The following is a 19215-nucleotide window of genomic DNA, read 5'->3' as shown; positions in this document are numbered from 1 at the left end:
TTCCATTAGAAATCGAAGGGAAAGGGTTCCTTCCTATCCTGCATTTTGCCACCCTGGGTGAAAATACTATATGATAGAAGGTATAGAGTATGTAGAAGGGGTTTAATGCATATGAAGGATGAATTACGGTATATTGGCGAGAAAATCATCGCAAATGATCGTGTGATTGCAAGGAGCGTAACGGATATTCTCGATAAGAATGATACGTTCCGCCTGCCCAGCCAGGAAATTCCCCTTGAGCGGAAAGTGGATTTTTGCGCAAAATTGATTATACACCTTGGAGAAGCTTTGACCGGGAAAAGGGAGTCCATCTTGCCTGAAATTGAGGAATGGGGAAAGAAAGCCGCCGATGTGGCGATCCGGTATACTATTTCCCTGACCGATTCGTTGAGAAGCGTTTCGTTTTTCAGGACAGTGGTTTGGGACGTTTTTACCGACGAATTGGAAAAAAAGAAATTCGCGGCCATTACGATGCTTGATGCCTCCAAAATCATCGACCCGCTCCTGGACAGGGTTTCAAGCGTGGTCGGCGAGGAATTCGAGGCGCACACAAACAGGCTGATGGATGTTGCCTACACGGCCCTTGAAGAGCTTTCAGTCCCTGTTGTTCCGATTGTCGAAGGAGTCGCCGTCGTTCCGCTCGTTGGGTCGATCGATACCAGGCGGGCACGATTGATTATGGATGTAGCCCTGTCGGAAAGCACCCGCATGAATGTCCGGCAAATCATTTTCGATATTTCAGGCGTCCCGGTTATCGATACGATGGTTGCCGACCAATTGTTCCAGATTTTCAGCGCTCTTAGGCTGACGGGCGTTGAGGCCATCATAACCGGCATCCGTCCGGAAATCTCACAAACAATTGTTAGCCTGGGGCTCAACTTCAACTCGGTCAAAACGCGCGCAACGATGCGGCAGGCCCTAAAAGACCTCGGTGTTCAAAAGATTGACAAGCAAGCTTCTATCGAAAAATAGATTGGAAATAGAAACGCCTGGCTGCTTTCATGCCAGGCGTCTCTATTTTTGTATGAACTTGTGCTATTCGCCTATTTTTAATGATGTCTCCTGGTAATTTGGCTTTTTGCGGGTGGCCGTTTCAATGATCCATGCCAAAATCAAAACTCCGGAAAAAACCGGGGCTGCAACATCGAAATAATACCATTGAATCGTCATTAGGATATCATACACCGAATGGACGGCAATCAAAAGCCAGAGGTTCCGGCTCCATAACAGGAGCAGCCCTAAAATGAGGCCCATATTCGTAAAAGTGGCAATTGTTCCAAGGGTAACGCTCCAGGGCTGCGGATTGGCGAGCGTGTGCCCGATTCCGAAAAGAAGCGAACTAATGAAAAGGACAGCCATAAGGAAAACTTCCTGAGGCCATTTTGCCCACTTATGCGGGAAGATTTTTTTAAAAAGCATGAGGAATAGGATGATGTAGGAAATCCGATATACTTCCTCAAACCCCGCAAGTGTATCGGAAAGGAAATCGTAGCCTACGAGATCAAACCATTCGAACACCCTGGTTGGCCCTGCCAAGTCCTCGCCGCTCCCGTCCAGTCCGCTTTCGATAGCCGCCGCGGATTCCTCAACGTATTCAGCGTAATTATCATTGAAATCCTTATACAGGATATTGGAATAAAAATTCGTAATGATCGACCCAAGATAAAACAACAGAAAGATGACAGCAAACTGGGACACAATCTGCCGTTTCGGAGCTCCTCCCCCAAAACCGAAGAATGATTCGGAATCGGACGGGAATGGCGTACTCCCATTTTCCAATCCAGCATTCCTTGGCGCCGGGGCGAGCCTTGGATGAAGCTTCCATGCGAGTGTAATCGATCCAACCATCAGCAAATTATAAAAATCCGAGAAAAAATAGCTGTATCTTGATAATAAAAGGACCGCTTCCGATCCGACTGTGACAAGGAGCATCAACAATAAAAGCCGTTTCGATACCGGCTGGACTAAATCATTAATCAAGTTTTTTCCCCGCTCCATTTGAATTTAATAATGCCCTAATCTATTAACCTGCTATTTCGGCTATTTGCCGAATACAACGAACGTGCCAGTGGTTGGGTGATTCCATAAATTTAGGCAAACAGCTTTGCCAGTGCAAAACAGATTCCGTTAACAGCCAGGAGGAACAATCCGCATCCAAGTATCCATCTACTGTTGAATTCCATTTAACTCTCCTAAAATTAATTATTTTTCACTACTTTACCATAAGATGGTCACCCAGGCATTAAGAAATTTTGTGTCATTTCATTCAACATTTTCCGACACGCGGAAAATCAATCAAACGTTTGATTGATTTATGATTTTAATGCATCTTTTATGGGTTTTAAGGAATTTGTTTGTGAAAAAAAAGGCGAAATTCCGTATTTTGAAACAGTGAAAATAGGTATAATTTGAGTACTTTGCATGGACGAGTTTGCCGCTCTCAAAACTCCGTATCCGTTTGTGGAGTGACTAGCAAAGTAGGACTATACCGCAAGCTTCAAAAATAGTAAGCGTCTGACACCTACTATTTTCCGGAACTCCGCATAGTGATTAATCACTAGTCCCTCTCCCCTACCGGTTCGGGTTTCCACTAGTTACTTAATAAGCCATCAACCTATCCTTAAAAACAGAACTGCCGGCCCCAGCCGGCAGTTAATTCACTATTTCGTATCTCCCTTGATTTCCAGCAGTTTCTGCCTTAGGCCGCTTTCCATGAGGGAAAGGTCATGCTCGGCCTGGCGGCGCTTAGTGCGGCCTTCCTCCTGGATGCGGAGCGTTTCCTCAAGAGTGGAAACAAGGCTTTCCTGCGTCCGCTTCAATGTTTCGATTTCGACGATGCCGCGTTCGTTCTCACGGGCTGTCTCGATTGTGTTCGTCTTCAGCATTTCCGCGTTTTTCAAAAGCAGTTCGTTTGTTGTTTTCGCAACCTGCTTCTGGGCTTCAACCGCGTGGCGCTGCCTGATGAGCGTCAGGGCGATGGCGACCTGGTTTTTCCAAAGCGGGATGGCCGTCATGATGGACGACTGGATTTTTTCAGCGAGCGCCTGGTTCGTGTTTTGGATCAGGCGAATTTGCGGCGCGCTCTGGATTGTCATTTCGCGGCTCAGCTTCAAATCGTGGACCCGCTTATCCAGCCGGTCGGCAAATTGCAGCATGTCATTGACTTCCTGGAACTTCATTTGGTCCCCGGACGCCTCTGCTTCCTTTCTCAAGGCTGGAATGACGTCCCGCTGGAGCTCCTCATACTTCAATTCACCCGCTGCGATGTAAACGTTCAGCGCATTAAAGTATTCCTTATTGTACTCATACAGCTTTTCAAGCATCGCGATGTCCGCGAGAAGGGTGTTTTTGCTGCGGTCAAGCCTGACGGAAATACGGTCAATTTGCGCGCCTGTTTTCTGGTACTTCGACAGCACTTCCTGGATCGAATTGGACATTTTCCCGAACATCCTGGAAATCAGCGATTTCTTCGCTTCATTCAATTCATCGGGGTTTACATCTGACAAACGTTTCATGAGATCGTTGATGATTTCCCCGATCTCGCCGACGTCCTTTTTCTGGACATGTTCAAGCATCGTGTTCGAGAACGTAAGAAGCTTTGCCTGCGCCTGTGTCCCGTAGGAAATCATCGCCTGATGGTTTTTCGGATCGATTTGGCTAGCGAGCTGCAAAGCCCGCGCCTTGTTTTCTTCAGGAAGCACATCGATCAGCCTGACCTGTTGCCGTTCACCATCCGCGGGAGCCGGGGCCAGAGCCTCATTTTCCTTCGCCCCGAATGGGTCCGACAATATATCATCCAATAGATTATTTGTATTCATGGCAGCTGAATTATTTTCGTTCATTTCGTCCTCCTGTTTTCCTCAATGAATTTCGCGCTATTCCGATTTTCAAGCACCTGCTTCGCAACATCGATTTCAAAATCCAGGGTGTCGATGTCGTCCTTGATTATGTGGTACAAGTCCTGTTCAACCGCATCGGACAGGCTGTCGAGTGTACGCTGCGTCTCATGGAGCATCAATCCCAGCTCGGGGCTCCGCTTCGGCTGCGTGGAGAGGAAAGCGTATTTTTCCGCAAGCTCGATAAGTGAATCAAGGTGGGAAAAGTAAAAGCGCTCTGCTTTGTAAAAACGCCTTGGCTCATCCTTCGTCAGCTTATAGATTTTCTTCGTTACCCTTAAAAGGTCAATCCGCTGCTTCAATGACGGCAGATTCTTTATTGTAAAAAGAGCCTTGTGGAGGCGGTTGATTTTCCGCTTCCCTTCTTCTAAATTCTGCTTTATATAACGATATTCCTTCCGGGTCAGCCGGTGCTGTTTCAAAAACTGCGAGTTGGTATACATCCCGACAGTTTTGTAAGCGGCGATTCCCCCAGCAATCGATATCCCCGCTGAAAGCCCCCAACTAACATGAAACCCAAATAAGCTGACTAAACCCGCCGTGAAGGCGGTCGGGATGGCGATGGAAGTCCGCAATAAAAATGATAAAAATGGATTCATATCAATATCGACTCCTGACTCTATTGATCGTGTACTTGTAAGTACGTTCAGAGCATTGAAATTGTTTCAACACATTGTAAGTTTTTTCATGGAAGTTTTTTCTTCCTGCCTTAACAATACATGAAAATGCCATGTGTTTCCACAGCCTGCAAATGTAAAAGCTTCTAAGTCTTAAGTCTTAGCCGGTCTTTATTGGCATCCTTGTCGAAAAGTTTTCGCAATATTTTTAAAAAGAGCGAAAATGATGATTTTGAACTGCTTTTCAGCTTAAAACACCTTTTATCCCCTACGAAAAATCCTATTTTCAACCGCTTTTCCCTTTGAAAATTAAATTTCCGCGAATCGTCAAAAAATTTGGCAGGCTGTATGTTGGATGTACCCGGGAATACAATGGCAAGCGCGCTTTCCTGAAAGGAACGCAAGTGGAAAGCTTTGAATACCTGGCGCACCAGTATGCGCCAATGATTACCAGTATCATCCGTTCCCTGCAAATTTATAAAAACAAGGATGAATTTTACCAAACAGGCTTGATCGCACTTTGGGAAGCGACAAAGGGATTCAATCCGGAAAAAGGGAGTTTCGAAGGATACGCCTACAGCTTTATTCGAGGACGGATCATGTCGGAACTCACAAAAGCATCTGCCTTTGCGGAAAGAACCGTTTTTCCTAGCGAAGAATTTTGGGAAATGGCTGGCGATTCCGCCGAAGACGAAACCCTTTCCGAAATGCTTCTTCTCTCCTATTGCAAAGGCCTTACCGAAAATCAGAAAAAATGGGTTCTGTATACATGCCTTGAGTGCCTGTCTATAAAAGAAATTGCCGAAAAAGAGGATGTCAGCGCATCCGCGGTAAAAAGCTGGAGGAAGGGGGCGAAGGAAAAGCTGAAAAGAGAAATAGTTATATCGTATTAACCCGAAGGATTTTAAATTTTATTATCCAACCTGATCGGAAGGAAATTAAATTGGGCGGACACACATAGGTTAATAGCCGGAAAAATTGAAAAGGAGGGATGCCATGCACCCCTCCTTCCCCTTTATATTGTATCCGATTGAGCAATCGGCATATTTTTTAAGTCTACTTTCAACTCTTCGATCATTTTCTTGGACGTCATTCCGTTTTCAGTTCGTCCTTTATCATAGGCCTTTTTCAGGATTTCTATAAAGATGCTTTGGCCGTTTTCATTGCTGTTTTCCTTCACCGCGCCTTTTCTCCTCCTTTTCGCTCTTTTTATCATTCTATTAAAAATTTTGTCGAATGTAAATCAATTCCAATAACTGCATAGTTGGCTATTTTGTGACAAAATTCGACCACAGCTAGAGCTGTAATGCTTTGAAGCTACTTTTCCCGCCCGTCCCTTATTTAAAACTAGTAAACCGATTAGATGGATGCTCCCGTAATAGTCTTCGAAACCGACATCTTTTTTCTGACGGAAAGGCCATTTCCGCGAAAATATACACGGGGGTTTCTGTGGGGAGCCGGTTTTGGGTATAATAAAAGAATATGGTTTTCGCCCAGTGGAAGTTCCATTCGCGAAAAAAGCCTGTGATTCTGGATCAGCATGGAATCGGTGGGCGTAGGAAATGATGCGCATGCAAGAACGGGCGTAACGCAAACATGTATCGGATTGTATCCCTTGTCCGTAGCAATGGAAAGCCTCGGGCAGAAACAAGGGTTCATTTTAAAAAAATGGGGGTGTTCGGATGCGGAATGAACAACTGGCGGTATTGTCGGAACGGCTTCGGGATATGCTGTCGCCGCATTCGGAAGAAGATGCGCGGCTTATCCAGAAAGGCATGCTTTTGTATCGGCAGGGGCTTGTTTCGCAGCTGCGAATGGATGAAGAGACCGTTACGGCGGTGGTCCAGGATGTGATGCCGGTGAGGGTGCGGCTTGAGCTGCAGTTCTTCGATATGAGTGAGTGCTCATGTCCGGCGCGCGGGATTTGCCGGCATCAAATCGCGGTGTTTTTCGCCGCGTATGGACGGGAAGGCAGCGTGGCCGAGTGGATTGAAGATTGGCGCTATCCTGTGAAGGAAAAGAAGGAAGCCGCTAGCTGGGGAATGCAGCGGGCTCGTGACTTAATGAAATCCGCAGGGGCGGCGGAACCGGATTACCAAGTTTGGCTTCATTCGTTCTCGGAGAGTTTTGATACGATTATGCGGTCGAAGAATCATTTGAATCCGTATGTGGTCGGGGAGCTATTCGGGATCCACTGGCGCCGGGTAAGGGCCGGAGCGCCACGCGGCGAGGTGTGGGCGCTCCTTTATGAGCTTGCCGGGATTGTCCATTCTTTCAGGGAACTTGACCGGCTGTCAACGGAACTCCGCCATCATGCGGAAACAGCGGAGAGGTATTATGGGCATATATTCGATGAATTGCAAAGGGCGGCCGAACGAATTGCCAAAAGATTGGCCGGCCTTCCGCTTCCGCTTTCGTTCGATCCGTTTCTGGAGAGCCTAAAGGAAGATGTCCGCGGGCTTTTGGCCGGGCTCCGGCTCGTTCCGTATGAACGGGCATTCCTTTATATGGGCGTTTGGTCGGCTTTGTTCAAAAAAAAGAAGGCGAACCTCGAAGACGAAACACGGCTGCTGGAGGAAACCGCGAGCCACTTGGAAGATGAAGAAAACAGCCACCCCCTTCAGATTGCCATGGCGCATATCCACTTCCTCCGGAAGGAAGACATGTTGGCGCTGGAATCCCTAGATGGCCTTGACGGGCAGGAAACAGCCCCGTTCCTGCTTAACTGGACGGAAGAACTGTCCACCCAGAAAGAGTGGGGCCGGACTGCTCCTTATATCGATGTGCTGTCCCATAATTTACGGGGGACTTTGGCGCTGATCGGCGGCTATCAGGCACGCACCCAGTATGCGAGGGCTGTCCTTGACGCGGCCATCCCTTATGTGGAAGGGACCGGGCGCGGAGACGTTCTTGAAAGGCTCCTTCAGCAGGCTCTTCCTTACAGTTATTATGAGTACGGAAGCCTTTTGTTCGAGCGCGGGGATTATGCGAAATGGGCGGATCTTCAGGCATTTATGGGCTACCAGTACACGGACCTGCCGACCGCGAGGATGAAAGTGCTGGAAAAGGAAAAGCCTGAAGCGGTCATTTCGATGCTGCACCAGGCCGCGGCAAAACAAATTGCCGCAAAAAACCGGTCTGGCTATAAGAGCGCTGTGCGGATGCTTAAGAAATTGCGGACGTTGTATAAGAAACAAAAGCGACAGGCTGAATGGAACGCGTTTTTTGAAGAACTTTTGGAACGGACGAAACGGCTTCGCGCTTTCCATGAAGAATGCCAAAGGAGCAAGCTGATCGATGTATAAGGAACCGTTTATCAAATTGGTTGTCACTGTCAAGGAAAATAAATGCCTGATTGGCGCACAGGGGAAAAATGGCGTATGGCTTACGCCTGATTACTGGAAATATCCATTGTTCAGCCATCATCCCGAAAGCTACTTTGGCGCGTTTCTGGATCCGGTGAAGGAAGACGGGGCTGAGTTGATCGAACTGACCGCCTGGCAGCTTGTAACCCTCTTCGCGCGCGAATCGTTCAACCGTTTTATTGAATGGGATTGGAACGAAGCGGCTGAAATCTGCCTTGCATCCGCCCACATTCTGTACGAAAGCATTCTTGAAAAAGAGTGGCTTCCTGATTTCGCTGCCTGGGAAGCGGGAACATTCCGCTGGCGCCTTCCGGGGAGGGTGAGCGACGAATTCGACAGCTCTTTTTGGGAACAGGAGCTTGAATCCGGTAGCATCCGGATGACCGCCTACGATTTTGTGGAGGAGCTCTTTAATTTGGCGCTCGACTCTTATCTTACCCGGAACGCCGAAATGCGCGAACTGTTCGGCCCGAAGCTCGATCTGCTTGAAGGCAGCAATATTCCCGCGGCCGCGCTTGCCCGGTATTTTGACGAAGATAATTGGCTCGAATGGGTCGGCATCAAGGAGAACGGGGCGCCGTTCACGGTCGGGCTTCGCCTTGACGAGCCTGAAGATGGCGAGGGCTTCTGGCTGCTCGAGACATTTTTACGCGGGAAAAAGGACCCTGATGACCTGTACCGTTCCGATGATCCCGCTGTCCCTGCCTCCTGGCGCCCGTTTTTGGAAAAGGCCGAACGCGAGGAAGAGCGCTGGGTCGGGCTCATCCCATCGCTTGGGGTATATGGCAGGCTGAAGACCTCCCTTTCCGAGGAGGAAGCGTGGGTCTTTTTAACCGAATCAAGCGAAATGCTGCTGGCGCTCGGGGTCGAAATCCTGCTTCCTGGCTGGTGGCAGGCGATGAAAAATGCCAACCTGCGCGTCAAGGCATCGCTCAAGGGAACGGCGAGCCATCGCCCATCATTCGTCGGCCTTGACGCCATGCTTGATTTCAACTGGCGTTTCTCGATGAACGGCGTTGATCTAAGCGAGGACGAATTCCGTTCACTTGTGGAAGAAAAACGCAGGCTCGTTTACGTACGCGGGCGCTGGGTGAAGCTCGACCCGAACTTCATCCGCCAAATCCAGGAAATAATGAAGAAGGCCGAACGGGATGGCCTCCATGTCCGCGACCTGCTTGAACAGGAGCTTGTCGATGAACCCGAGGGCGACGAGCTCGAGAACCCGCGCGCATTCGCGAAAATCCAAATCGAACTGAACAGGCAATGGAAACAAATGATCAAGCAGCTTGGCGAGATTAAGGAAATTCCCCTGGCGGAAGTGCCTGCAGGCCTGCATGGGACGCTGCGACCATACCAGCAGCAAGGGATGAGCTGGCTCCTGTTCCTGCGCCAATTCGGCTTTGGCGCGGTCCTCGCCGACGACATGGGCCTCGGGAAAACCATCCAGCTCATTTCCTACCTTCTTTCGGTAAAAGAAAAAGCCGCCGAAGCAGGAAGTTTGGGCGAAGGCACAGAGGCGCCCGCGCTCATCATTTGTCCGACTTCGGTACTCGGAAACTGGCAAAAGGAGCTGGAGCGCTTTGCCCCAAGCCTGCGCGTCCATCTCCATTACGGCTCCAACAGGCTAAAAGGAGACAACTTCGCCGAAACGGCTGCCGGAAGCGATGTCGTCCTGACCTCGTATGGGCTGAGCCATCTCGATGAGGAAGAGTTCAGCCGGATGGAATGGGGAGTGATTGCGATTGACGAAGCGCAAAACATTAAAAACGCTAACACAAAGCAATCCCGGGCTGTCCGGAAGCTGCGCGGGCGCCATCACATCGCCCTGACAGGGACGCCGATGGAAAACCGCCTATCGGAGCTCTGGTCGATATTCGATTTTACGAATCACGGCTATCTAGGGAGCCTCGGACAGTTCCAGAAGCGATTTGTCATTCCGATTGAAAAGGAAGAAAAGGCTGAAAAGGTACGCGAGCTTCAGGGCCTCATCCGCCCGTTCCTTCTCAGGAGGACGAAAAAGGATGAGGATGTCGCGCTTAACCTGCCTGATAAGCAGGAACAGAAGGAATATTGCCCGTTAACCGCCGAGCAGGCGTCACTGTATGAACAGCTCGTTCAGGATACATTCAACCAGCTTGAAAAGCTGACCGGCTTTGAACGGAAAGGAATGATCCTCCAGCTTTTAAGCAAGCTGAAGCAGCTCTGCAACCATCCCGCCCTGTACTTGAAGGAATCCTGGAGAGCCGGCGCCTTGGGCATTCTGGATGCCCTGGAAGAAACGGATGAACTCATTTTGAAACCTGTCGAAGAAATGGATGGCGACAGCGGCATTTCGGACCTCATTTTGAAACAAGAAATGGATGGCTTGCCGGATAAAAGCGAAGCTGAAGGCGTCGGACCGGCTAGGCAAAACGAAACTGACCTTACAGGCCTTGATGCCGAAAACGAAATTGCCGGAGCGCCGGAAGCCCCTGTACACCCTGTTTCGGATTTAGTTGGCGGGGATAAACGATTGGGAGGCTTAACCGCCCGGGCCGGATCCTCCGGACGGGATTTGATTACCCGGTCGGCTAAGATGGAGAAACTTGTGGATCTTGTGGACGCTGTCCTCGAACAGGGCGAAAGCTGCCTGATTTTTACCCAGTATATTGAAATGGGCGAAATGATTAAAGCCGCGTTGAAAAGAAAGTTTGGAATTGATGCGCCATTTTTGAATGGCGGCGTGCCAAAAGCGAAACGGGATGAAATGATCGCGAAATTCCAGGAACATGAATTCCCGGTATTCCTGCTGAGCCTGAAGGCCGGCGGAACGGGGCTTAACCTGACTGCCGCGAACCATGTCATCCACTACGACCGCTGGTGGAACCCGGCCGTCGAAAACCAGGCGACAGACCGGGCCTACCGGATTGGGCAGCAGCTGTTCGTCCACGTCCATAAACTGATATGCACAGGGACGCTGGAAGAGAAAATCGATGCGATGCTTGAGAAAAAACAGCACCTTAATGACCAGATTATCCAGAGCGAAAACTGGATTACCGAACTATCGACCGAGGAATTGCGGGACCTGGTCCTGTTAAGATAATGGAAACAGCTAAAGGGAAAAGGCCGCTGAATTGGCAGTTCAGCGGCCTTTCCTATATAACAGGGGGTTTTTATCAAGTATGTCCATCGCTTTTAAAAATATACACACTATATAGGTTGAATCAACAAAAAAAGCCGGCGGAATCCGCCGGAGTATGTGGGGAGGTTCGGGGAGCTGATTGATTTTATTTCTGCGGGGGGCATGTTGGGGTTTCTTAAAAGGGAGGAACTCTCTTTCGGGGAAAACTGTGCATATGCAAGCCGGCTGCGGGTATTAGAGGCGAAAGAGGAATCTTGAATCCTCATTTAAAGGAAACTGCGGCATCTTCACGGGACACCCGCTGCACGTTTGTTTCCACTCATTTTCGTGCTCCGCAAGCCGATCTTCCAAAATACGAATCCTGCTGTGAAGGCTGCTGACATGCTCGTTTGTTTTCCCGGTCATGCGGATTAAACTTTCGATCAGCAGCTCCAGGCTCTCCGCGACGTTGCTTTTGTTCCTATCCAAAGGGGAATTCCTCCTTGGAAGGGGCGGATGGCTCTCTCTCAAAGGTAAACGGTGGAGGTGCAATTTGCTGGGAACGAAGGGGGGACTCATGGCCCGCCGCCTGTTGCTGTTGGAGTTGCTGATAATTGCTGTTGTTGGCTCCTGAATCAAAGTTGGCGGTCCCTAACTGTTCCTGGCCGACTGGTTGTTCCTTGCGCAGGAAGGGAATCGGTTCAGGCTCCGCGTTCCGGGGGGCGTCCATACCTGGAATCGGAACTGGCCTTGAATTTTCCTGGTCATGCGGAACTGAGTCCGCTGGCTTGCTGCTAAGGAAGCGGATCGATTCCGCAACGACCTCGGTCACATAAACCCGTTTGCCTTCCTGGTTATCATAATGCCTGGTCTGGATCCTTCCGGTGATGCCGACCACCGACCCTTTCCGGCAATATTGAACAGTGTTTTCGGCAGCCTTTTTCCACAGGGTGCATTGGACGAAATCTGTATCGAAATCACCATGGCTGTTTTTATAGTGCCTATTCACAGCGAGGATGACATTCGACACTGGCGTACCTTCCGTTGTGACCTTCAATTCGGGGTTTTTGGTCAGCCTGCCCACTAGCGTAACTTGGTTTATCATACTTCCAACTCCTTTCGTCGATGCGTCCATCTTACCTCCCGCATGCGACAAATGTAAAACCGCCAAAAATGGCTTTTAAGCATGTTTTATGCCCCAAAAAAGCATTTTTCCGTCTGTAAAAAACACTTTTGTGCGCGATCCCTGCAAATTTTGACGAATTTAGGGGTTGGGAAGTTATTTTTCGACACATCCGTTCGGCGCGGCATTTATCCCTGGGTATGATATAATACAGGCAAAATCACTGTAGGGAGGGTTGCTGGAGTGAAAACTTTCAAACTGGTGTCACTGGAAATACTCAATGGCGAGGATTCTACGGATATTCCCCTTGAAAGCGGCCTGATCATTAACAAGGAAGATGAGCATTCCAACTGGCTTCTCGAGGCCTATACCGGGGTTGCCCATCATGATTATTTCAAAAATTTGTTTGATTCCGGCAATGAGTTTATCGTTCAGGCGGTAATTACTCACAAGGATAACGACCCGGCATTTTTCCAGACAAGGGTTTGCTCCCTTAAGAAGTTCGAACAGCATATCAGCGTCCTCCTCCAAGGCAGGCTCCGGAAAACGAAAAACGACTATGCAGAGGTCCTTCTTGGGCAATTGCTTGACCAAGGATTTAAGGGTGACTCGCTGCTTGATGAATTTAAGGATAAAATGCAGCGTAAACCGAAGCTGAAAACCCGGAAGACAGAGGTTTAATGAATAACGGACAAAAGGCGGCTCCACTGGGGCCGTTTTTTATATGGGGGGTTTTTTGAAAGAAATGATTAGTTTCGACATTTGGGAATTCAATCAAACGTTTGATTGAATTTTGCGGAACGCTTATGGGGCATGGGTTTTGCCAGGAAAAACGCACGGAAATTGGCGGATCCAGGGGGTTGAAATGTCTTTTAAAAAGGCCAGCACATGCATTCCGAGATCCTGCTTGCTTCCTGGTGCTTGTGTGTCCCAAACCTGGGCTTTTCGCGGCACAGATCGCTCCTAAAACATAGTCTGAGCCGCGATTCCAGTGTTGGCCTTCTTTCTTTTACCGGCGTTTTTTCATATTATCGCCATTGTCATTCGTGTCGCTCGGGAGGCCATCTTCATCGACCCTTCCGTCGTTATTCGGATTCACATCATTCCCTTTATAATCCTGAATCCGGTTTTGTGAGGGAGGATTTTGTTCATCATCATTTGTCCCGCAGCCAGTAAGGGTGAGACATGCTGCGAAAATCGTTCCCGCGAGAAGTATGAACAGCTTCTTTTTCATAAAAAAGCCCCTTTCATTTTTTAAGTCGGCCGGATATCGCCTTCCCTTAAATTGCCCCAAAACGAAAGGAACTTGCATACATGCGCCAAAAATCCATTTGACTGAATAGATAGTTCACTAAAAAGAACAAGACAAACAAAAACATACAGTGCCAGTTACAGTCTTGGAAGGAGAGTATGCGGCACTGTATGCTTTAATGTTCTTACTAAATAAACATATTTAAAAAAAGGTAAACCTAATCCCAGCCAAAATAATCCAAAGGGCCCATAAAAATAGCATGTGAGCGATGATGACCGGCAGCAAACCGGACAAGAAATGCCCCCACATTGGATTTACCTAAATCCCCAGCTCGGCGGCTTTAACACTGTAAAGACCTATTTATTCTGGTCGATGAGGGCGAACATGATTTCAACTTCGCAGGCGAGTTCGCCGTCGACTGTGGCAATTCCTTTGCCTTTGCCCATAGGGCCGCGGAAACGGACCATTTCTACTTCAAGGTGGAGCTGGTCTCCCGGATAGACTTGTTTTTTAAACCGGCAGTTGTCGATGCCAGTGAAAAATGCAAGCTTCCCGCGGTTTTCTTCACGCTTCAACATGGCGAAGGCCCCGACCTGGGCTAGCGCTTCAACAATCAGGACTCCTGGCATGACCGGGAAATCCGGAAAGTGGCCGTTGAAGAATTCCTCATTGGCGCTGACATTTTTTATGCCAACCGCGCGTTTTCCTTCTTCGACTTCAAGAATTTTATCTACAAGCAAAAATGGGTATCGATGCGGGATGATTTCTTTGATTTGCTTAATATCAAACATTTTAGTACCTCCTCATAATATGAACTCACAAATTCATTTTACGGTTTCCGTATAAAAAAAGGAAGGGATTTCTCCCCTCCTCGTTATTTTTTGGACACAAGGTCAAGGATATGTGCCCACGTCGATTTATTGAAAACATCTCCGGCATTTCCATCCCCGAGCACTCCATACCCGAACATCGCCCCGCCAATAGCACAGACGAAAATTAGAAGGACGAACAGGATAATCCTGAGCCAGATTGGGATCAGCCTAATCCGGACGTACTTCCTGTTCCCAGTGGCTTTGCCCATTCCTTCCTTCTTGGACTTCTTATACTGTTCGCGTGTTTTCGGCTCCTGCTGCTTATAAGAGATAGAAGACATAATGAACTCCTTTAAACGGGAGCCAAGGCAAACAAGGCCGCCATTGCTCCTTTTTGAAAAATGTATCGAAAAATCATTCTGTATACATCTATTATAAGGAAAAACGGCAAATTAAACATCCTTTTTCACTAAAACCCAAATATAGGCATCATTTATGCTACAGGCATTTCCAATCCAGACCTTGCCCAATGCCCCAATCACACCAAAAAAGCCCGGCAAAACTCATGCCAGGCTTCATTCTTTCATTCTCTTTTAACCCAATTTCCTTCTGGCAATCCTGTCAATGTTGTCGAGCATTACGCCAGTACCAACAGCTACGCAATCCATTGGATTTTCGGCAACCAAAACAGGCACCTTCAGTTCCTCGGCAAGGAGCTGGTCGATCCCGTGCAAAAGCGCGCCGCCTCCAGTCAGGATCACGCCGCGGTCAATAATATCGGCAGAAAGCTCAGGAGGAGTGCGTTCAAGGACACTCTTCGCCGCCTGGACGATCACAGCCACCGATTCACGGAGAGCCAATTCAATCTCCTCAGACTGGACGGTGATGGTGCGCGGAAGCCCGCTGACCATATCGCGGCCGCGGATTTCCAGTGATTCCTTGCGTGAACCAGGGAAAACCGTCGCTATCTTCATCTTGATATCCTCGGACGTCCGCTCACCAATCAACAGCTTGTACTCGCGTTTGATATAATTCAGGATTTCCGTATCGAACTTATCGCCGGCCATTTTAATGGAGGAGGAAGTAACAATGTCACCCATCGAAAGGACGGCGATATCGGTCGTTCCTCCGCCAATGTCCACTACCATATTGCCGCTTGGCTGGAAGATATCCATTCCCGCACCGATGGCAGCCACTTTCGGCTCTTCTTCAAGGTAAATCTTCTTGCCGCCGCTCTTCTCAGCGGCTTCCTTGATCGCCTTTTGCTCGACGCTCGTAATGTTCGTCGGGCAGCAGATCAGGATGCGCGGCTTCGATAAAAAGCCCTTCACATCAAGTTTGTTAATAAAGTATTTCAGCATTGCCTCCGTCACATCGAAGTCTGCGATGACCCCGTCCTTCAACGGGCGGATGGCGACAATATTTCCAGGCGTACGCCCGACCATGCGCCGGGCCTCTTCCCCAACGGCAAGAACGCGGTTTGTATTTTTATCAATAGCAACAACGGATGGCTCATTCAGTACAATTCCCCGGCCCTTAACGTGAATAAGCACGTTGGCCGTTCCAAGATCAATCCCTATATCCCTTGCAAACATTGCTTTTTTCTTCCTCCTTGAAAACGGATTCCACATACTGTCCTAATTGTTTATTGTATCATACCGGTTCCGTTTTCCATACCTTTTCCGGAAGCTTACGTAGAAATTTGTTGAAATTTGTTAAATTTTAATGGAGGAAGGTTACTTAACAGGCTCGCTTTCCACATCTTCCTTCTGGTATTTCATCTTCGTTGCTTCCCCACCCCGCAAATGGCGGATTGATTTATGGTAATCAAGGATCTCCTTCACTTCATTTGCAAGCTCCGGACTGATCTCCGGCAACCTTTCCGTCAAATCTTTATGGACTGTACTTTTGGATACGCCGAACTCCTTCGCGATTACGCGAACCGTCTTCCTCGTCTCCACGATATACTTTCCAATCTTGATAGTTCTCTCTTTGATGTAATCGTGCACACCACTCGCCCTCCCTTAGGTTGGATGTGAGAAGTGTGAAATGAGACCCGTTATCACTTCGACGAAATTCTGCCTTCCGCGCCCATGAACCGGCGCGGCAGATAGCAGCGCTTTTACACAAAAATGCCCTGCCCTCTGACCCTGTAAGGTCTAAACAAATCCCTGGCTAAATACACGTTCTCCTCAAAACGACTCTTCACCTCAAACACTCTCTTGTACAGGTTTGTAACAGTTTATTAGCTTGGATAGGCGAATATGCACACAGGACAAGGAGTACCGGGAAGTTTTTGTAAAAAGCGGACAATGCGCCATGTTTCCAATCTCTCTTTCCCTCCCTTCACACCCGCTGTTACGAGGAAGAAACAGGCGGGAACCGGGACTATTTTCCTAAAAAGGGCTAGTGGCATCAGGCAGTAGGATGTTTTCCTTTCGGGGAGCAATTTGATACAATAACCGTAGGTCTTTAAGTGCCCTGCTTTTTCCGGGCAGAAAATTTCACTTGCCAAACACAGGAGGTTACGATGACTAAACTAAGGTTTGCAATACTTGGATGCGGGAGAATTTCGTACAAACACATCGAAGCATTAATCAACAACATTGAGTATGCCGAATTGGCTGCAGTATGCGATATTGATGAGAGCAAGGCAGTCGAGCGGAAGGAACAGTACGAAGCTAAAGTCCAGGGTTCCGATGTGAAGGTATATACCGACTACATAGACATGTTAGAAAAAGAGCAGCTTGATGTTGTCACAATTGCGACTGAGAGCGGCTACCATGCGAAGCAGGCAATCGAATGCATGAACAGTGGCGCCCATGTGCTGATTGAAAAGCCAATGGCGCTTTCCGTCGAAGATGCGGACAAGATGATCGCAGTCTCGAAAGAAACGGGCAGAAAAATCTGCGTTTCCCACCAGAACAGGTTCAACCCGCCAATCCAGAAGCTCAGAAGGGCTATCGAGGAAGGCCGCTTTGGCCGCATTATGAGCGGAACGGCACGTATCCTCTGGACACGCGACATGAATTATTACAAGCAGGCCCCATGGCGGGGAACAGCCGCGCTTGATGGCGGCACCCTGATGAACCAGTGCATCCATAACATCGACTTGCTGCAATGGATGCTTGGCGGCGCCGAAATTGAGCGGATCCACGCCGAGCGGGAAACATTCCTGCGCGATATCGAAATGGAGGACTTCGGCGCCATCCTGATCAGGTTCAAAAACGGCTCGATCGGAATTGTCGAAGGCAGCGCCGTCGTTTATCCGAAGAACCTCGAAGAAACGCTGAGCATTTTTGGCGAAAAAGGAACTGTCGTCATTGGCGGCCTTGCGGTCAACGAGATTAAAACATGGCAATTCGCCGATGAGCGCGATTACGACAAGGACGATACAAGCACCGATATCGACAGCGTCTATGGCGAAGGCCACACCCCGCTTTACAAGGATTTCATCGACGCGATCAATGACAACCGCGAACCGCTCGTCAACGGCGAAGAAGGCAAAAAAGCTATGGAAATCATCCTGCGCGCGTACGAAGTTTCACCAAAATAATGAATCACGACAAAAACACAGCCGGCGTGGCTGTGTTTTTGTTAACAAAGCTGAGTTCTGCGATCGTGGGCACGAAAAACCCCCCATGTCCAGGTGGATTAGCCTGAGAATCGGTTTATCTCCAGGCCTCCTCCAGCGTATCGCGGAAAAGGCGGTTAAGCTGTTCAGTCGGGTCTTCAATTTGGACGTTAAGTGTTTTGGCGTATGCCTCAAGACGGCTGATTTCTCCCTCAATGAACTGATTGATTGCCTCAATCCTCAACTCCAGATCGAGCTCATCCCCCGCGATTTTCCGCTTCAGCAAGACCATTACTTCTTCTTTCAGGACGCCATTCGGAATGATATCTTCGACTAGCTCCTTGAACTCCATCGCCGGGATTGTATTGTATTTTTTAATCCACTTTGCCGCAAGGATCGGGCGCAGGACATAAAAATACTTTTTGATTTTTACAGAAGGGCTTTGCAGATATTCCCGGTAATTTCCCTTTGCCATATTGAGATAATGATGGATGCCCGAGACAGGTGAGTAGATGCTTCCGCTCAGCTCTCGTAATGTATCGATTGCCTTACCAGATTGGTAATAGACAATCCCGGAACGGAGCCACTCAACCAATGGCGGATTCGACTTTCGGAACAGCCTCAACGCCTTGGCCAACTCCCAGCCGCTGACATCGAGCAACTCATCAACCGGAATGGAAATAGGATCGTGCTTTGGAACTTCAATCACGTCCCTTTTCTGGTCAATCGATAAATACCAGTCCTTTTGATGAACATAGATAAACCGGACATCATAGTCGCTGTCCTTGGACGGAACCCCCCAGGCCCTGCTCCCGGACTCACAGGCAAACAATATTTTAATGTTATAGTCTTTTTCGATGGTTTTAAGAACATCGAGGATATGGTTTCTCAAAAAGTCTCCCTCCTGTTTTCAAAAAAATATTGGTTTTTCTGTCTGAATCAGCGGACTTGGACGGTTTATCAGCATTTGGACGGGGCTTATCAGCGAATACGCTTGGGTTATCAGCAATTAAACGCGGTTTATCAGCAAACGCACTCCGTTTATCAGCATTTGGACGGGGTTTATCAGCGAATACGCTTGGGTTATCAGTAATTGAGCGCGGTTTATCAGCGAACACGTATCGTTTATCAGTAATTGAACGCGGTTTATCAGCGAACACGTATCGTTTATTAGTAATTGAACGCTTATCAGCGAACACGCATCGTTTATCAGTAAACGAACTCGGTTTATCAGCAAACGAACCTGGGTTATCAGCATTCGTTTGATAACATCCTCCGCCCATGCTGGAATTTTTACTAGTATAACAAAAACCAGGGGATTCAGTCCCCTGGTCCATTTTAGTTGCAATCCTTAGCCTCAAAACCGTTATACCACACAAGCTCTATCAAAACGATCTTTAGAATCGCCGTTAAGACCGCCTCCTCACGCAAGCTCTATCAAAACGGCCTTTAGATTCAAATTGCCTAGATATTGAT

19 protein-coding genes are annotated in these 19215 nt (G+C 48.5%); 6 read left to right on the top strand and 13 right to left on the bottom strand.

Going from position 1 to position 19215, the window contains the following annotated elements; genetic code table 11:
• Window positions 1-111 precede the first annotated feature (111 nt).
• On the top strand, window positions 112-972 hold the full coding sequence (locus tag DRW41_RS06780) for an STAS domain-containing protein (protein WP_115451214.1): 861 nt from the start codon (window positions 112-114) through the stop codon (window positions 970-972).
• Window positions 973-1035: 63 nt separating this feature from the next.
• On the opposite strand, the gene DRW41_RS06775 is transcribed toward DRW41_RS06780, so the two are convergent.
• From DRW41_RS06775 to DRW41_RS06765, 3 genes are all read right to left on the bottom strand, one after another.
• Entirely contained in the window at window positions 1036-1998 is a 963-nt protein-coding gene (locus tag DRW41_RS06775) for a CPBP family glutamic-type intramembrane protease (protein ID WP_115451213.1), read from the bottom strand.
• A 662-nt stretch (window positions 1999-2660) separates the two neighbouring features.
• Complete coding sequence (locus DRW41_RS06770) at window positions 2661-3842, bottom strand: toxic anion resistance protein (protein WP_115451212.1); 1182 nt, start codon at window positions 3840-3842, stop codon at window positions 2661-2663.
• Window positions 3839-4495, bottom strand: a complete 657-nt coding sequence (locus DRW41_RS06765) for a 5-bromo-4-chloroindolyl phosphate hydrolysis family protein (RefSeq protein ID WP_115451211.1) — start codon at window positions 4493-4495, stop codon at window positions 3839-3841. Before DRW41_RS06765 ends, DRW41_RS06770 begins: the two co-directional genes overlap by 4 nt.
• A 320-nt stretch (window positions 4496-4815) precedes the next feature.
• Between DRW41_RS06765 and DRW41_RS06755 the strand changes: the two genes are divergently transcribed.
• Window positions 4816-5406 (top strand): sigma-70 family RNA polymerase sigma factor, encoded by a 591-nt coding sequence (locus DRW41_RS06755; RefSeq protein WP_342771980.1) that lies wholly within the window; start codon window positions 4816-4818, stop codon window positions 5404-5406.
• 122 nt (window positions 5407-5528) lie between these two features.
• Here the strand turns inward: DRW41_RS06755 and DRW41_RS22635 are convergent, their stop codons facing one another.
• Entirely contained in the window at window positions 5529-5729 is a 201-nt protein-coding gene (locus tag DRW41_RS22635) for a YwzD family small protein (RefSeq protein ID WP_142752188.1), read from the bottom strand.
• Between the two features lie 466 nt (window positions 5730-6195).
• On the opposite strand from DRW41_RS22635, the gene DRW41_RS06750 reads away from it, so the two are divergent.
• Both DRW41_RS06750 and DRW41_RS06745 read left to right on the top strand, forming a co-directional pair.
• On the top strand, window positions 6196-7818 hold the full coding sequence (locus DRW41_RS06750) for an SWIM zinc finger family protein (protein ID WP_115451208.1): 1623 nt from the start codon (window positions 6196-6198) through the stop codon (window positions 7816-7818).
• Window positions 7811-10960 carry a DEAD/DEAH box helicase gene (locus DRW41_RS06745; protein WP_245959366.1) on the top strand — a complete coding sequence of 1050 codons (3150 nt, stop codon included), beginning with the start codon at window positions 7811-7813 and terminating at the stop codon, window positions 10958-10960. The genes DRW41_RS06750 and DRW41_RS06745 overlap by 8 nt, the downstream gene beginning before the upstream one ends.
• A gap of 273 nt (window positions 10961-11233) precedes the next feature.
• Here the strand turns inward: DRW41_RS06745 and DRW41_RS06730 are convergent, their stop codons facing one another.
• Window positions 11234-11467 carry a hypothetical protein gene (locus tag DRW41_RS06730; protein WP_115451206.1) on the bottom strand — a complete coding sequence of 78 codons (234 nt, stop codon included), beginning with the start codon at window positions 11465-11467 and terminating at the stop codon, window positions 11234-11236.
• Entirely contained in the window at window positions 11460-12083 is a 624-nt protein-coding gene (locus tag DRW41_RS06725) for a single-stranded DNA-binding protein (RefSeq protein ID WP_115451629.1), read from the bottom strand. The genes DRW41_RS06730 and DRW41_RS06725 overlap by 8 nt, the downstream gene beginning before the upstream one ends.
• A gap of 261 nt (window positions 12084-12344) precedes the next feature.
• On the opposite strand from DRW41_RS06725, the gene DRW41_RS06720 reads away from it, so the two are divergent.
• On the top strand, window positions 12345-12782 hold the full coding sequence (locus DRW41_RS06720) for a YwpF-like family protein (RefSeq protein WP_115451205.1): 438 nt from the start codon (window positions 12345-12347) through the stop codon (window positions 12780-12782).
• A gap of 328 nt (window positions 12783-13110) precedes the next feature.
• Here DRW41_RS06720 and DRW41_RS06715 read toward each other — a convergent pair whose 3' ends face one another.
• The 5 genes from DRW41_RS06715 to spoIIID form a co-directional block, all read right to left on the bottom strand.
• Window positions 13111-13335, bottom strand: a complete 225-nt coding sequence (locus DRW41_RS06715; RefSeq protein WP_115451204.1) for a hypothetical protein — start codon at window positions 13333-13335, stop codon at window positions 13111-13113.
• A gap of 374 nt (window positions 13336-13709) precedes the next feature.
• Window positions 13710-14144, bottom strand: a complete 435-nt coding sequence (gene fabZ, locus DRW41_RS06710) for a 3-hydroxyacyl-ACP dehydratase FabZ (protein ID WP_115451203.1) — start codon at window positions 14142-14144, stop codon at window positions 13710-13712.
• 83 nt (window positions 14145-14227) lie between these two features.
• On the bottom strand, window positions 14228-14506 hold the full coding sequence (locus DRW41_RS06705; protein ID WP_115451202.1) for a DNA-directed RNA polymerase subunit beta: 279 nt from the start codon (window positions 14504-14506) through the stop codon (window positions 14228-14230).
• Between the two features lie 252 nt (window positions 14507-14758).
• Window positions 14759-15760: a rod shape-determining protein gene (locus DRW41_RS06700; protein WP_115451201.1), complete on the bottom strand. Its 1002-nt coding sequence runs from the start codon at window positions 15758-15760 to the stop codon at window positions 14759-14761.
• A 141-nt stretch (window positions 15761-15901) separates the two neighbouring features.
• Complete coding sequence (gene spoIIID / locus DRW41_RS06695) at window positions 15902-16174, bottom strand: sporulation transcriptional regulator SpoIIID (RefSeq protein ID WP_115451200.1); 273 nt, start codon at window positions 16172-16174, stop codon at window positions 15902-15904.
• A 521-nt stretch (window positions 16175-16695) separates the two neighbouring features.
• On the opposite strand from spoIIID, the gene DRW41_RS06690 reads away from it, so the two are divergent.
• The gene (locus tag DRW41_RS06690) at window positions 16696-17721 is read left to right on the top strand and encodes a Gfo/Idh/MocA family protein (RefSeq protein ID WP_115451199.1); all 1026 of its coding nucleotides are present in this window, start codon (window positions 16696-16698) and stop codon (window positions 17719-17721) included.
• Window positions 17722-17836: 115 nt separating this feature from the next.
• Here the strand turns inward: DRW41_RS06690 and DRW41_RS06685 are convergent, their stop codons facing one another.
• Window positions 17837-18631: a nucleotidyltransferase domain-containing protein gene (locus tag DRW41_RS06685; RefSeq protein ID WP_115451198.1), complete on the bottom strand. Its 795-nt coding sequence runs from the start codon at window positions 18629-18631 to the stop codon at window positions 17837-17839.
• Complete coding sequence (locus DRW41_RS06680; RefSeq protein ID WP_115451197.1) at window positions 18603-19076, bottom strand: hypothetical protein; 474 nt, start codon at window positions 19074-19076, stop codon at window positions 18603-18605. The genes DRW41_RS06685 and DRW41_RS06680 overlap by 29 nt, the downstream gene beginning before the upstream one ends.
• Between the last annotated feature and the right edge of the window lie 139 nt (window positions 19077-19215).

The organism is Neobacillus piezotolerans, assembly GCF_003362805.1.
Taxonomy (GTDB): Bacteria; Bacillota; Bacilli; order Bacillales; family Cytobacillaceae; genus Bacillus_D; species Bacillus_D piezotolerans.
Note: the sequence above shows the minus strand (reverse complement) of the source record. Positions and strands in the feature narration are given on the sequence as shown.

What these genes read in the sequence shown, in the direction of transcription:
- DRW41_RS06770 (WP_115451212.1), bottom strand. Translation starts at nt 3,842, where the DNA reads ATGAACGAAAATAATTCAGCTGCCATGAATACAAATAATCTATTGGAT.
- fabZ (WP_115451203.1), bottom strand. Translation starts at nt 14,144, where the DNA reads ATGTTTGATATTAAGCAAATCAAAGAAATCATCCCGCATCGATACCCA.
- DRW41_RS06715 (WP_115451204.1), bottom strand. Translation starts at nt 13,335, where the DNA reads ATGAAAAAGAAGCTGTTCATACTTCTCGCGGGAACGATTTTCGCAGCA.
- DRW41_RS06745 (WP_245959366.1), top strand. Translation starts at nt 7,811, where the DNA reads ATGTATAAGGAACCGTTTATCAAATTGGTTGTCACTGTCAAGGAAAAT.
- DRW41_RS06680 (WP_115451197.1), bottom strand. Translation starts at nt 19,076, where the DNA reads ATGGACCAGGGGACTGAATCCCCTGGTTTTTGTTATACTAGTAAAAAT.
- DRW41_RS06690 (WP_115451199.1), top strand. Translation starts at nt 16,696, where the DNA reads ATGACTAAACTAAGGTTTGCAATACTTGGATGCGGGAGAATTTCGTAC.
- DRW41_RS06725 (WP_115451629.1), bottom strand. Translation starts at nt 12,083, where the DNA reads ATGATAAACCAAGTTACGCTAGTGGGCAGGCTGACCAAAAACCCCGAA.
- DRW41_RS06780 (WP_115451214.1), top strand. Translation starts at nt 112, where the DNA reads ATGAAGGATGAATTACGGTATATTGGCGAGAAAATCATCGCAAATGAT.
- DRW41_RS06775 (WP_115451213.1), bottom strand. Translation starts at nt 1,998, where the DNA reads ATGGAGCGGGGAAAAAACTTGATTAATGATTTAGTCCAGCCGGTATCG.
- DRW41_RS06750 (WP_115451208.1), top strand. Translation starts at nt 6,196, where the DNA reads ATGCGGAATGAACAACTGGCGGTATTGTCGGAACGGCTTCGGGATATG.
- DRW41_RS06765 (WP_115451211.1), bottom strand. Translation starts at nt 4,495, where the DNA reads ATGAATCCATTTTTATCATTTTTATTGCGGACTTCCATCGCCATCCCG.
- DRW41_RS06705 (WP_115451202.1), bottom strand. Translation starts at nt 14,506, where the DNA reads ATGTCTTCTATCTCTTATAAGCAGCAGGAGCCGAAAACACGCGAACAG.
- DRW41_RS06700 (WP_115451201.1), bottom strand. Translation starts at nt 15,760, where the DNA reads ATGTTTGCAAGGGATATAGGGATTGATCTTGGAACGGCCAACGTGCTT.
- DRW41_RS22635 (WP_142752188.1), bottom strand. Translation starts at nt 5,729, where the DNA reads ATGATAAAAAGAGCGAAAAGGAGGAGAAAAGGCGCGGTGAAGGAAAAC.